Genomic DNA, 13902 nt, shown 5'->3' with positions numbered 1-13902 from the left:
GAAATGATGTGGTTAAAATAATAAGCACGGTTTTTATGCATGATTTCGCCTGAGGCTCATCGTTAAAGCAATGAGTTTAAACTTATCATGCAAATTCGTGCAATATCAAGATTTATCGTGAATGCTGAGCCCGGGCAACGGCGCGACCTCTCCCGTGGGGGAGAGGCTTGAAGACAGGTGCGGAGGGGGAAATTTATTCGACGGCGAAAGCTTTATCGAGACGGCTATAGCCCAGCCCGTTGATTTTTTTAACTTTAATTTGCACAGGAATGCGCTCTTTCATCGCCTCAACGTGGCTGATGACGCCGATAATCTTGCCGCTGGCGTTGAGCGCGTCCAGCGCATCCAGCGCGGTATCCAGGGTTTCGCTGTCCAGAGTGCCGAAGCCCTCATCGAGAAACAGCGAGTCTATCCGCGTTTTATGGCTCACCAGATCGGAGAGCGCCAGCGCCAGCGCGAGGCTCACGAGGAAGCTCTCGCCGCCGGACAGCGTCCGGGTGTCGCGCACCGCGTCCGCCTGCCAGGTATCGACCACTTCCAGCTCCAGGGCGTCGCTGGCTTTGCGTTGCAGCAGATAGCGGCCGTGCAGGCGGTTGAGCTGATGGTTGGCCAGCCACACCAGGTTATCCAGCGTCAGGCCTTGCGCAAACTTACGGAATTTATCGCCCTCTCTGGAGCCGATAAGCGCGTTCAGCCATCCCCAGTCTTCCACTTCCTGCGCAGCGCGTTCCATCTGCTGGCGTAACGACTGCTGACGCTGCTGGTTTTCTGCATTCTGCTTCAGCTGCTGGCGAATCTCTCCCTGACGGGCGCTGTTTTCCCGCAGCAGCGTCGTCAGCTGCTGAAGCTGTTCCTGTACCCGCTCAAGAGGCTGGCTGATATCCGTTTCCGCCGGCGGCTGCTGGCGGTGGCTATCCAGCGCCTCGCGGGCCCGCATCGCCAGCGCCTGATTCTGCTGTAGCGTACTTTCCAGCGTCTGCTTCAGGCGTTCAAGGCGCCGGCGCGTCTCCTCATCGAGCAGCGCGGCGAGAAACGCCTGCTGGTCAGCGAACGGGCTGGCGGCCAGCGCCGCGCTGAACTGCGCTTCGCTCTCTTTCAACTGAGCCTGCTGCTGGCTCTCCTGTTGCCCCAGGGTTTGCCACTGGCTCTGAAGCGCGAGGCAGTCGTCGTGCACCTGGCGCCAGCCGTCCAGCGGCGCGGGTTCCGCCGCTAAGTCCGTTTCCGGCAAGGACTCCAGCAGCGGGGTCAGCTGCTGAAGCTGTTCCTGCAGGGCGATCAGTTCGTTCTGTTTGGCCTGCCAGCCGCGGGTCTCGTCTTCCCGCTGCGCCAGCCAGCCTGCGGCCTGCTCTGCTGCCGGTAAACTCAGCGCAAATGCGGCCAGTTCAGCCGCCAGCGCGGCGCTGCGCTGCGCTTGTTCCTGCTGGAGCTGCTGGAGCTGCTGCTGGCACTCCTGCTGCTGGGCCTGCCAGGCCAGACGCTGCTGATGCTGATACAGCCGCTGTTCATGCTCCTGCTGCGCGTTTAGCCAGCCGGGAATGTCATCCTTTGGCGTCAGGTCGATATTTAATCCGGCGATCGTCGCCTGCCAGCGTGAGGTAAGCGCTTGCTCCTGCTGCAGAAGCGATGCTTTCTCGGTGGCCTCTTTCTGCTGCTGCTTAAGCAGGGCGTCCAGCTCGCCGCGCACCAGGGCGCCGGCCTCCGCCAGCTGTTTGACTTCGCGCTCAAGCGCATCGCGCCGCGCCTGATTTACGCCGGGAACCAGCGCCTGATACTCGGCGACGGCCGGATGCTGCGCGGAACCGCAGAGCGGACAGGGGGAACCGGGCTGCAGGCGGGCTCGCTCGGCCTCCAGACCGGCAATGCGCGCTTCCATTTCGCACAGGGCTTTGACATCGCTAAACTGCTGATTCTTCTCTTTATAGGCCTGACGGCGCTGGGCCAGGGTGGTTTCCAGCCGCTCCTGCTCCTGCTTACTGGCCTGCCCGGCGGCATGAAGCTGTGATAATCGCTGGCTCAGCGGCTGCAGCTGGCCATGCAGGGCCGCGAGCTGCTGGCGCAGAGCGCGCGCCGCGGCGTGCTGCGCGAGGCTGGCGCTGACCTGCTCAGCATCCAGCGCCAGCCCGTCGGGCGGCAGTTCGCCCAGCCGGCGGCTGGTTTCCGCCAGACGCTGCTGCAGAGCGGCTTGCTGCTGCGTATCGCGGGCCTGCTGCTGGAAAGCGGCCCGCCAGCCCGCCAGCGCATTGCCCCATCGCTGGTAGCGGTCGTGCTCTTTTAGCCATGCGGCGAGCGTTTGCTGGTGGTTCTGCAGGCGTTCAGATTGCTGCCGGGCGGCGAGGCGAATCCCCGCCCGCAGCCGCAGTCGTTCATGTAAGCGAGTATTTACTTCTTCTCTCAGATTGCGGGTTTGCGCCAGCGCGGCGATTTGCTCCTGTTGACGCGTCCACTGCGGGCGTAGCTGCTCCGCGGGCTGGGCATTCAGCAATACGGTAAGCTGCGGTTGCGCCTGCTCCAGCGCAGCCTGCGCTTCGCGTAGCGCGGTTTGAGCCTGCCGATCTTCTGCCGTCAGCTCTGCGCCGCGTACCAGCCACTGACGGGCATTTTGCAGGCGGGTTTGTTCGCTAACCTGCTGTTTTTCTTCATCAGTAAGCGCTTGCAAACTTTGTTGGAGCGCCTGCTGCTGTTCGTCGCTCAGCAGCAGCACGCCGGAGGCCTGGGCCTGAATTTTCTCCAGCTCGACGCGGGCCTGCTTATGCTTTTCAAAGACCTGTGCCGAAATCTGGCCGTAAATCTCGGTGCCGGTCAGCTCCTCCAGCAGCTCGGCGCGCTCTTTCGGTTTCGCGTTCAGGAAGGCGGCGAACTGCCCCTGCGACAGCAGCATTGAGCGGGTGAAGCGGCCATAGTCCAGGCCGGTGAGCGAGGCGGTCAGTTCCAGCTTATCTTTGACCTTATCGGCGAGGATCTTGCCGTCCTCGCAGCGCGCCAGCTCGACGCGCGGAACCTGCAGGTTGCCGTCCGGCTGGTTTCGCGCCCGGTTCTGGCTCCAGAAGGCGCGGTAGGCGATGCCTTTTACCTCAAACTCCACTTCCGCCAGGCATTCGGCGGTGTCGCGGGTCATCAGATCGTTCTGCGATTGCGACACGCTGCTCAGGCGCGGGGTTTCGTGATACAGCGCCAGACAGATTGCATCCAGCAGGGTGGTTTTTCCGGCGCCGGTTGGCCCGGTAATCGCGAACAGTCCGTTGCTGGCGAAGGGCTCAGCGGTGAAATCAATTTTCCATTCGCCTTTGAGTGAGTTGAGGTTTTTCAGGCGTAAGCTGAGTATTTTCACAGGCGATCCTCACCGTTCAGACTATGCAGCGTTTCATTAAAGAGCTGTTCCAGGCGCTGCTGCTGCGTTGCTTCCAGCGTTTCCAGCGCCAGACGGCGGGCGAAGACGTCCTCCACCTGCAGTTCGCTGAGGGTCTCGCGCTGAGCGCCGGCCAGAATGCGATCGCGCTGGGCGCGGCTGCGGCGCACCAGCAGCACTTCTACCGGCAGCGTTTCGGTCTGCGCCTGGATTTTACGTTGGATATCATGCATATATTCGTCGCTGGTGACTTCTATATCCAGCCACGCTGAGGGCTGCTGGTCGTTATTCTGCCATTGGTTTAGCTGTGCGCTAATGCTGGCGAAATCGCCCTTCAGGACCGCCAGCGGCTGGGTGACGGGGACGATAAGCGGCGTGACGTCCGTCAGGCAGCCGTTAGCGAAAGTGACCAGATTGACGCTCTTATTTTTCCCGGTTTCGTCAAAGCTCAGCGGGATGGGCGAACCGCTGTAGCGGATATGTTCGCAGCCGCCGACCACCTGCGCCCGGTGAATGTGGCCGAGCGCGATATAGTCGGCGGGCGGAAAACGGCTCGCCGGGAAGGCGTCCAGCGTACCGATATAGATTTCGCGAACCGCGTCGCTTTTGCTGGCGCCGACGGTGGTTAAATGGCCGCTGGCGATAATCGGCAGCGCCCGGTCGCCGCGCAGTTCGCAGGCCAGCTGGTACTGCTGCTGGTAGTAGTCGCTGATGGCGCTGAGCAGCAGCTGCTGCTTTTCGCCGCCAGAGTGCCCGGCCTGGCTGGTCACCAGCTCACGCGGGCGCAGGAACGGTACCGGACAAAAAATCGCCCCCGGCGTACCGTCGCGCAGCGGCAGGATAAAAGGGGCGTGGCCGGCATTGGCCACCACCGTCGTATTCAGGAAGGCGAGAATGTCTCGCGACTCGTTGAGGGTGGCGACCGAATCGTGGTTTCCCGCCAGCACCACCAGCCGGCAGCGGGTCTGCTGCAGCTGAACGACAAAGCGGTTATACAGCTCGCGCGCGTAGCTCGGCGGTGAGCCGGTATCAAAAATATCGCCCGCAACAATAATGGCATCGACATCATGTTCCTGCGCGCTGGCCAGCAGCCAGTCGAGAAACGCCTGATGTTCGGCGGCGCGACTTTTGCTGTAAAAATTTTGCCCAAGGTGCCAGTCAGAGGTGTGAAGGATGCGCATAGTTGTTCCCTGGAGAAAAAGCGTAAGCGGCATTATATACCCGTCATCCTTCAAGTTGCTTATGCGTTGGCTACGTCCAGCCACCTGGTTACCTGTACTTGTGGGGAGTGAAACCTGAATTATTGAGGGGATAACGCTGCTTTTGGGTGAGTTAAGTCCGTGTCACAATTCGAAATCCGCGTTCATCTGGCGGTCATTTTTTTCATAAATCTGTCATAAATCTGACGCATAATGGCCGCGCACTTCTATACTGATGGCTAAAAAATACAGGGTAAATAATGGCGAGAAGAATTCTGGTCGTTGAAGATGAAGCTCCAATCCGCGAAATGGTTTGCTTTGTTCTGGAGCAAAACGGCTTTCAGCCCGTCGAGGCGGAAGATTTTGACAGCGCGGTCAATCAGCTCAATGAACCCTGGCCTGATTTGATCCTCCTTGACTGGATGCTGCCGGGCGGGTCGGGTCTGCAGTTTATTAAACAGCTCAAGCGTGAAGCGATGACCCGTGATATTCCGGTGGTGATGCTGACCGCCCGCGGCGAAGAGGAAGATCGCGTCCGCGGCCTGGAGACCGGCGCCGATGACTACATCACTAAGCCGTTTTCCCCGAAAGAGCTGGTGGCGCGAATTAAAGCCGTGATGCGGCGCATTTCGCCGATGGCGGTGGAGGAGGTGATTGAAATGCAGGGGCTGAGCCTCGACCCCTCTTCGCATCGCGTCATGACCGGCGAAAATCCGCTGGATATGGGGCCTACGGAGTTTAAATTACTCCACTTCTTCATGACGCACCCGGAGCGAGTCTATAGCCGCGAACAGCTGCTGAATCACGTCTGGGGAACCAACGTTTATGTCGAAGACAGAACGGTAGACGTGCATATTCGCCGTCTGCGCAAAGCGCTGGAACATAGCGGCCATGACCGGATGGTACAAACGGTTCGCGGTACGGGATATCGTTTCTCCGCCCGTTTCTGAATGCTGACAGGAGTGTGAACCGTGCTGGAACGGCTGTCATGGAAAAGGCTGGCGCTTGAGCTTTTCTTGTGTTGTATCCCGGCCCTGATCCTCGGGGCGTTTTTAGGTTACCTGCCGTGGTTTTTATTGGCGGCAGTGACCGGTCTTCTTGTCTGGCATTTCTGGAATCTGATGCGCCTGTCGTGGTGGCTGTGGGTTGATCGCAGCATGACGCCGCCGCCGGGCAGCGGCAGCTGGGAGCCGCTGCTTTACGGACTGCACCAGATGCAGATGCGTAATAAAAAGCGCCGCCGTGAGCTGGGAAGCCTGATTAAGCGCTTTCGCAGCGGGGCGGAGTCTCTGCCGGATGCGGTGGTGCTGACCACCGAAGAAGGGGTGATGTTCTGGTGCAACGGTCTGGCCCAGCAGATCCTGAATCTGCGCTGGCCTGACGATAACGGGCAGAACATCCTTAACCTCTTGCGCTACCCTGAATTTGCCAATTATCTGAAATACCGCGATTTTTCCAAACCGCTCAATCTGGTGCTGAATAACGGCCGTCATCTTGAAATTCGCGTGATGCCCTATAGCGATAAACAGCTGCTGATGGTGGCGCGCGATGTCACGCAGATGCACCAGCTGGAAGGGGCGCGGCGAAACTTTTTCGCCAACGTCAGCCACGAACTGCGCACGCCGTTGACGGTGCTGCAGGGGTATCTGGAGATGATGCAGGAGCAGGTGCTGGAAGGGGGAACGCGCGAAAAAGCATTGCACACCATGCGTGAACAAACCCAGCGCATGGAAGGCCTGGTTAAGCAACTGCTGACGCTGTCGCGAATCGAAGCCGCGCCGGTACTGGCGATGAACGATAAAATCGATGTGCCGATGATGCTGCGGGTGGTCGAGCGCGAGGCGCAAACGCTAAGCCAGCAGAGGCAGGTGCTGCATTTTTCGGTCGATGAATCGCTGAAAGTACTGGGTAATGAAGAACAGCTGCGCAGCGCCATTTCCAACCTGGTCTATAACGCGGTCAACCATACGCCGCCGGGAACGGACATTACCGTAAGCTGGCAGCGCGCGCCGCACGGAGCGTTGTTCAGCGTCGAAGATAACGGGCCGGGCATCGCGCCGGAACATATTCCGCGTCTGACCGAGCGTTTCTACCGGGTGGATAAAGCGCGTTCAAGACAGACCGGCGGCAGCGGTCTGGGGCTGGCGATCGTCAAACACGCCGTCAGCCATCACGATAGCCGCCTCGAAATTGAGAGTACGCTGGGGAAAGGCACCCGCTTTAGCTTCCTGTTACCGGAACGTTTAATTGCCAAAAATTGAGCCCGAGCGGCCGGGTGTCAGAATAACTTGCCAATGACCAGCTTCGGCTGGTCATTTTCCTTTGCAGCGCAATCACAGCTGCGTAATTAACGAACGCTCGCTGCTTTTTTGTTCGCATGATAAGCCAGATGTTTTCTATCCATCAGGTAAATAATTCTACGCATCAAAATAGAGTTAGCATAATCATCTGCTTTTGCGATCCCTCCTTGCTTTAAAACGTTATAAGCGTTTAAATTGCCCCCCTACGGTCGCAGACAGACTGTTTTTGCGTGGTAATTCAAAAAACAATTCTTTTCCACGCCGCTTTGGGAGCATATCCCGCTGAGTTTACTGACAATGGCCGCTGTATCATCCCCAGGGGAAAGGCGCGGTATTTATCCGTTTTTACAACACCACATCCACAGGCTGTAATGAATTTATGACCCATCAGTTAAAATCTCGCGACATCATAGCGTTGGGCTTTATGACCTTCGCGCTGTTTGTCGGCGCAGGCAATATTATCTTCCCCCCAATGGTTGGCTTACAGGCCGGCGAACACGTCTGGAGCGCGGCCATTGGCTTTCTGATTACCGCCGTGGGTCTGCCGGTGCTAACGGTCGTGGCGCTGGCAAAAGTCGGCGGCGGCGTAGAGAGCCTGAGCACGCCGATTGGTAAAGTCGCCGGTATCCTGCTGGCGGTCGTCTGCTACCTGGCCGTAGGGCCGCTGTTCGCGACCCCGCGTACCGCGACCGTCTCTTTTGAGGTGGGGATTGCGCCGCTGACCGGCGACGGCCCGCTGCCGCTGCTGATTTACAGCGTTATCTATTTTGCGCTGGTGATCCTCGTTTCGCTCTACCCGGGCAAGCTGCTGGACACCGTGGGGAATTTCCTCGCGCCGCTGAAAATTATCGCCCTGATTATTCTCGCCGTGGCGGCAATCGTCTGGCCTGCCGGTCCGCTGAGCCACGCGATGGAAGCCTACCGCACCGCGCCGTTCTCTAACGGCTTCGTCAACGGCTATCTGACCATGGACACCCTCGGGGCAATGGTCTTTGGTATCGTGATTGTTAACGCCGCGCGTTCTCGCGGCGTCACCGAAGCCCGCCTGCTGACCCGCTACACCGTCTGGGCTGGCCTGATGGCCGGCGTGGGCCTGACGCTGCTGTACCTGGCGCTGTTCCGTTTAGGTTCCGATAGCGGCACGCTGGTGGAGCAGTCCGCTAACGGCGCGGCGATTCTGCATGCTTACGTCCAGCACACCTTCGGCGGCGCGGGAAGCTTCCTGCTGGCGGCGCTGATCTTTATCGCCTGTCTGGTGACGGCGGTGGGCTTGACCTGCGCCTGCGCGGAGTTCTTTGCCCAGTACCTGCCGTTCTCCTACCGTACGCTGGTGTTTATCCTCGGCCTGTTTTCGATGGCGGTCTCCAACCTCGGCCTGAGCCACCTGATTCAGATTTCGATTCCGGTGCTGACGGCTATCTATCCGCCGTGTATCGCACTGGTTGTATTAAGCTTTACCCGCGGTTGGTGGCATAATTCGTCCCGCGTTATCGCCCCGGCAATGTTTATCAGCCTGATGTTTGGTATCATTGACGGCATTAAAGCGTCGGCGTTTGCAGAGATGATGCCGTCCTGGACCGCGCGTCTGCCGCTGGCGGAGCAGGGCCTGGCCTGGCTGATGCCAACCGCCGTTATGGTGGTGCTGGCGGTTATCTGGGATCGCGCAGCGGGACGTCAGGTGACATCCAGCGCGCACTAACCGACGCTTTACACAGGTGTTTAACCACGGGACTTCAGGTCCCGTGGTTTTTTGTTTTTTTGGTCACCCTCCTTTGTTCTTTGCCCCCGCGAAGGCCAGAGGAGAAAAACGGCATGGAACACGATGGAAAGTAGTAACAAGCTTAAGCGCGGGCTAAGTACCCGGCATATTCGCTTTATGGCGCTGGGGTCGGCAATCGGTACCGGCCTTTTCTATGGTTCGGCTGACGCGATTAAAATGGCGGGGCCGAGCGTTCTGTTGGCTTATATTATCGGCGGCGCCGCGGCCTACATTATCATGCGCGCGCTGGGCGAGATGTCGGTGCATAACCCGGCCGCCAGTTCATTCTCGCGCTACGCGCAGGATTATCTTGGCCCGCTGGCGGGCTATATCACCGGCTGGACCTACTGTTTCGAAATTCTGATTGTCGCCATCGCCGACGTCACGGCCTTCGGTATCTATATGGGCGTCTGGTTCCCGGCGGTACCGCACTGGATCTGGGTACTCAGCGTGGTGCTGATTATCTGCGCCGTCAACCTGATGAGCGTGAAGGTCTTCGGCGAGCTGGAGTTCTGGTTCTCCTTCTTCAAAGTCGCCACGATTATCATCATGATCCTCGCCGGTTTCGGCATCATTATCTGGGGTATTGGCAACGGCGGGCAGCCGACGGGTATCCACAACCTCTGGAGCAACGGCGGCTTTTTCAGCAACGGCTGGCTGGGGATGGTGATGTCGCTGCAGATGGTAATGTTCGCCTACGGCGGGATCGAAATCATCGGTATCACCGCCGGCGAAGCGAAAGATCCGGAGAAATCCATTCCGCGCGCCATTAACTCGGTGCCGATGCGTATCCTGGTGTTTTACGTCGGGACGCTGTTTGTGATTATGTCTATCTATCCGTGGAACCAGGTCGGGACCAACGGCAGCCCGTTCGTACTGACCTTCCAGCATCTCGGCATCACTTTTGCCGCCAGCATCCTGAACTTTGTGGTGCTGACCGCTTCGCTGTCGGCGATTAACTCCGACGTCTTTGGCGTGGGGCGTATGCTGCACGGCATGGCGGAACAGGGCAGCGCACCGAAGATGTTCGCGAAAACCTCCCGTCGCGGGGTGCCGTGGGTGACGGTGACGGTGATGACGATTGCCCTGCTGTTCGCGGTCTATCTTAACTACATTATGCCGGAGAACGTCTTCCTGGTGATCGCCTCGCTGGCGACCTTCGCCACCGTCTGGGTGTGGATTATGATCCTGCTGTCGCAGATCGCCTTCCGTCGCCGCCTTCCGCCGGAAGAGGCGAAGGCGCTGAAGTTCAGGGTGCCTGGCGGTGTCGCGACCACGGTGATTGGCCTGCTGTTCCTGGTCTTTATTATCGGTCTGATCGGCTACCATCCTGATACCCGCATCTCGCTGTACGTTGGCTTTGCGTGGATTCTCCTGCTGCTGATTGGCTGGCAGTTTAAAACCCGCCGCGAGCGAAAACTGGCGAAAGCCTAGTCATTTTCGTTCTCTTCTTGCCGGATACGCACGGGCTATCCGGCAAGCTATCCCTCCACCCCCGCCATCCTCCCCCAATAATTCTGCCGATGATGAGTCATACGCCAGTACGCTGTGGCAAGGTGTGCCCATTCTGCAAAGAGAGGAATAATGATGTTGAAGGCATGGCACCTCCCGGTTGCTCCGTTTATTAAGGAACAGCAGGAACGACTGATTATTACGCTATGGTTAAGCGGCGACGATCTGCCGCCGCGGGTCACGCTGCGCGCGGAAGAGGATAACGAAGAGCTGTCGCTGCCGATGCACCGCCTGCGGCAGGAGCCGCATCCGGGCGTGGTGGCGTGGCGCGGGGAAATCAGCCTCGTTAACGGGCAGCCGCGTCGGCGTTACAGCTTCAAGCTGCTGTGGGCCGACCGTCAGCTGTGGTTCACGCCGCAGGGGTTCAACCGCTTTCCGCCGGCGAGGCTGGAGCAGTTTGCGGTCGATCTGCCGGACAGCGGACCGCAGTGGGTAGCCGATCAGGTATTTTATCAAATCTTCCCTGACCGTTTTGCCCGCAGCGAGTCTCGCGAAGCGGGACAGGATGCGATTTATTACCATCACGCCGCCGGTCACGACATCGTGCGCAAAGCGTGGGATGAACCGCTAACCGCCGAGGCGGGCGGCTCCACCTTTTACGGCGGCGATCTCGATGGTATCAGCGAGCGGCTGCCGTACCTGAAGCAGCTTGGCGTAACGGCGCTGTACCTGAACCCGGTATTTGTCGCCCCCAGCGTGCATAAATATGATACCGAGGATTATCGTCGCGTTGATCCGCAGTTTGGCGGCGATGCGGCGCTGCTGCGCCTGCGCCACCATACGCAAAAAGAGGGAATGCGTCTGATCCTCGATGGCGTGTTCAACCATAGCGGCGATTCGCATGCCTGGTTCGACCGCCACCAGCGCGGTAGCGGCGGCGCCTGCCATAACGCCGATTCGCCGTGGCGCGACTGGTATAATTTTTCCCCCGAGGGCGTTGCCCACGACTGGCTGGGATACGCCAGCTTGCCTAAGCTGGACTACCGGTCGTCGACGCTGATCGATGAAATCTATGCCGGGGAAGATAGTATCGTGCGCCACTGGCTGAAAGCGCCATGGAGCATGGACGGCTGGCGCCTGGACGTGGTGCATATGCTGGGCGAAGAGGGCGGGGCGCGCAATAACCTGCGCCATATCGCCGGCATTACCCAGGCGGCGAAGCTGGAGCGGCCGGACGCTTTCGTGTTCGGTGAGCATTTCGGCGACGCGCGCCAGTGGCTACAGGCCGACGTTGAAGATTCGGCGATGAACTACCGCGGCTTTACCTTTCCGCTGTGGGGCTTTCTCGCGAACACCGATATCTCCTACGATCCGCAGAAAATCGATGCGCAGACCTGTATGGCGTGGATGGATAACTATCGCGCCGGGCTGTCGCACCAGCAGCAGCTGCGGATGTTTAACCAGCTCGATAGCCACGATACCGCGCGCTTTAAGTCTCTGCTCGGCAAAGATGTTGCCCGCCTGCCGCTGGCGGTGGTGTGGCTATTTAGCTGGCCGGGCGTGCCGTGCATTTACTACGGCGATGAAGTGGGCGTGGATGGCAATAACGATCCGTTCTGCCGTAAGCCGTTCCCGTGGGATCCGGCTTTGCAGGATGGCGCTCTGCTCGAACTGTACAAGCGGATGAGCAAGCTGCGTAAGGCCAATCAGGCGCTGCGCTACGGCGGCTGTCAGGTGATTTATGCCGAAGATAACGTGGTGGTGTTCGTGCGCGTCTATAAACAGCAGCGCGTGCTGGTGGCGATCAACCGCGGCGAAGCCTGCGAGGTGGTGGTGGAGGATTCGCCGCTGCTCGACGTCACCGGCTGGCAACTGAAAGAGGGCGCCGGGGCGCTACACGACGGCGTGCTGACGCTACCGGCGATCTCCGCCAGCGTCTGGTTTAGCCGCTAGTCGTAGAGCTGGCCCAGGCTTTCACTTTGCAAAATGGCCTCGCGCCACCAGCGCTGGGCCAGCCCGTCGTTGCCGCTGCGCCAGGCCATATAGGTGATATCTTTCTCGCGGCAGGAGATGACGGCCTTTTCGACCAGCTCGCCTTTTTCCAGCCACGGCCGGGCAATGTGGCGCGGTAAAAAGCCGCAGCCCAGCCCGGCGCGCAAGAGTTCGACTTTACTGGCGAAATCATCGACGCGGATTTGCGGCTGCTCGTCGAGCAGGTTGCTGTTGAGCGGATGGCAGTAGCGGGCGCTGTCGCTGATAACCACCGCGCGATGCAGGCTGAGCTGCTTATTGGTCAGCGGTTGGGTTGTTTCCGCCAGCGGATGCCCCGGCGCGATGACGAAAATATTGTCCATGGCGCCGAGCATTTTCCACGACCATTCGGCGGAGGTCGGCGGTTCATTGATCGCCCCGAGAATAATATCCGCGCCGTTGTGGGTGAGCTCTTCCCACGAGCCCGCAAGAGTATGGTGGGTAAAGTTAAGGCGGGTTTGCGGATGCTGGGCGTAGAACGCGTCGATCAGCGGCAGCAGCGCGCTAAACGGGAAAGAGTCATCCAGGGCGATTGCCAGATCCCGTTCCCAACCGGCGCTGAGCTGCACCGCCTGCTTTTCCAGATCTTTGGCGGCATTCAGCAGCAATCGGCCTTTCTCCAGCATCATTCTGCCCGTATCGGTAAATTTTGCCCGGTGCCCGGAGCGATCCAACAGAGTGATATTCAGATCGTTTTCCAGCTTTTGAATCATGTAGCTCAGCGCGGCAGGGGTTTTAAATAGCGATTCTGCGGCGGTGGCAAAAGAGCCATGTTTGTCCAGCGCGTCGAGAATCAACAGGACATCAAGGTTCAGGCGCATGCGTCAGCTTCCGGTAAAAAAGAGTGCCCCCGTTTTACCGGAGCGCCCTGTTCAATTCCAGTGAATAATTTAGAACGGTTAACCGTAAAAATTTGATAAACATAATTTCGCCCATCTTGTAATGGTTAATCGAATAGTCATAACTTTCGCTTTGGAAATAAATCAGAAAAAAATCTTTAATAACTCGTTAGAAATTACTGACTATACTCACCATGCTTTATCAGTCAGGATCCAGACAGCACAACGGAAACGGTAGTATCTTTTTAACTCATTGATTAACAGGATATGTTATGTCTATTCGTGAACTGATCGATCCCTCAAACTCAGCGCTTATTTTTATTGACCACCAGCCGCAAATGTCTTTTGGCGTGGCCAATATTGACCGTCAGACCCTGAAAAATAATACGGTGGCCTTAGCCAAAGCGGGCAAAATTTTTAATGTTCCGGTGATTTATACCTCAGTAGAAACCAAAAGCTTCAGCGGCTATATCTGGCCGGAACTGCTGGCCGTACATCCTGATGTGAAACCTATTGAACGTACCTCAATGAATTCCTGGGAAGACGCGGCTTTTGTTGAAGCGGTAAAGGCGACCGGACGCAAGAAACTGATTATTTCCGCACTGTGGACGGAAGTCTGCCTGACTTTCCCGGCGCTGATGGCGCTGGATGCGGGCTATGAAGTTTACGTAGTGACCGATACCTCCGGCGGCACCTCGGTTGATGCCCACGAACGCTCCATTGACCGTATGGTGCAGGCCGGCGCGGTGCCGGTAACCTGGCAGCAGGTGCTGCTGGAGTACCAGCGCGACTGGTCGCGTAAAGAGACGTATGACGCGGTGATGGACCTGGTGCGCGAGCACAGCGGCGCCTACGGGATGGGCGTGGATTACGCTTATACCATGGTGCACGGCGCGCCAGAGCGTAAAGCTTAAATACACTTCATCCTTCAAGCTGCCTCTTTGTTGGCTTCGTTTGCCCGCCCCGGTCACTGACT

The 13902-nt window shown here is 58.5% G+C and carries 9 protein-coding genes; 6 read left to right on the top strand and 3 right to left on the bottom strand.

Going from position 1 to position 13902, the window contains the following annotated elements; all coding sequences use genetic code 11:
- Nucleotides 1-193 precede the first annotated feature (193 nt).
- Both sbcC and sbcD read right to left on the bottom strand, forming a co-directional pair.
- On the bottom strand, nt 194-3328 hold the full coding sequence (gene sbcC, locus ABLU67_RS17830) for an exonuclease subunit SbcC (RefSeq protein ID WP_134897077.1): 3135 nt from the start codon (nt 3326-3328) through the stop codon (nt 194-196).
- Entirely contained in the window at nt 3325-4527 is a 1203-nt protein-coding gene (gene sbcD, locus ABLU67_RS17825; protein ID WP_014228147.1) for an exonuclease subunit SbcD, read from the bottom strand. Before sbcD ends, sbcC begins: the two co-directional genes overlap by 4 nt.
- Before the next feature lie 278 nt (nt 4528-4805).
- Between sbcD and phoB the strand changes: the two genes are divergently transcribed.
- From phoB to malZ, 5 genes are all read left to right on the top strand, one after another.
- Nucleotides 4806-5495 carry a phosphate response regulator transcription factor PhoB gene (gene phoB / locus ABLU67_RS17820; RefSeq protein WP_004099401.1) on the top strand — a complete coding sequence of 230 codons (690 nt, stop codon included), beginning with the start codon at nt 4806-4808 and terminating at the stop codon, nt 5493-5495.
- Between the two features lie 21 nt (nt 5496-5516).
- Complete coding sequence (gene phoR, locus ABLU67_RS17815) at nt 5517-6806, top strand: phosphate regulon sensor histidine kinase PhoR (RefSeq protein WP_004848171.1); 1290 nt, start codon at nt 5517-5519, stop codon at nt 6804-6806.
- Nucleotides 6807-7224: 418 nt separating this feature from the next.
- A complete protein-coding gene (brnQ, locus tag ABLU67_RS17810) occupies nt 7225-8544 on the top strand; it encodes a branched-chain amino acid transporter carrier protein BrnQ (protein WP_014837566.1) in 1320 nt (439 codons plus the stop codon).
- Nucleotides 8545-8667: 123 nt separating this feature from the next.
- The gene (gene proY, locus ABLU67_RS17805; RefSeq protein WP_014228149.1) at nt 8668-10038 is read left to right on the top strand and encodes a proline-specific permease ProY; all 1371 of its coding nucleotides are present in this window, start codon (nt 8668-8670) and stop codon (nt 10036-10038) included.
- A 153-nt stretch (nt 10039-10191) separates the two neighbouring features.
- Nucleotides 10192-12009, top strand: coding sequence for a maltodextrin glucosidase (malZ, locus tag ABLU67_RS17800; RefSeq protein WP_165795124.1), 1818 nt, complete (start codon nt 10192-10194; stop codon nt 12007-12009).
- Here malZ and ABLU67_RS17795 read toward each other — a convergent pair.
- The gene (locus tag ABLU67_RS17795) at nt 12006-12908 is read right to left on the bottom strand and encodes a LysR family transcriptional regulator (protein ID WP_004129645.1); all 903 of its coding nucleotides are present in this window, start codon (nt 12906-12908) and stop codon (nt 12006-12008) included. The two genes, malZ and ABLU67_RS17795, sit on opposite strands and share 4 nt — an antisense overlap.
- 290 nt (nt 12909-13198) lie before the next feature.
- On the opposite strand from ABLU67_RS17795, the gene ABLU67_RS17790 reads away from it, so the two are divergent.
- Entirely contained in the window at nt 13199-13840 is a 642-nt protein-coding gene (locus tag ABLU67_RS17790; RefSeq protein ID WP_004848179.1) for a hydrolase, read from the top strand.
- Nucleotides 13841-13902 lie beyond the last annotated feature (62 nt).

Source organism: Klebsiella sp. GN_Kp190 (assembly GCF_040061795.1).
In the GTDB taxonomy this organism is placed as follows: domain Bacteria; phylum Pseudomonadota; class Gammaproteobacteria; order Enterobacterales; family Enterobacteriaceae; genus Klebsiella; species Klebsiella michiganensis.
This window is presented reverse-complemented; position numbering and strand designations above follow the sequence as displayed.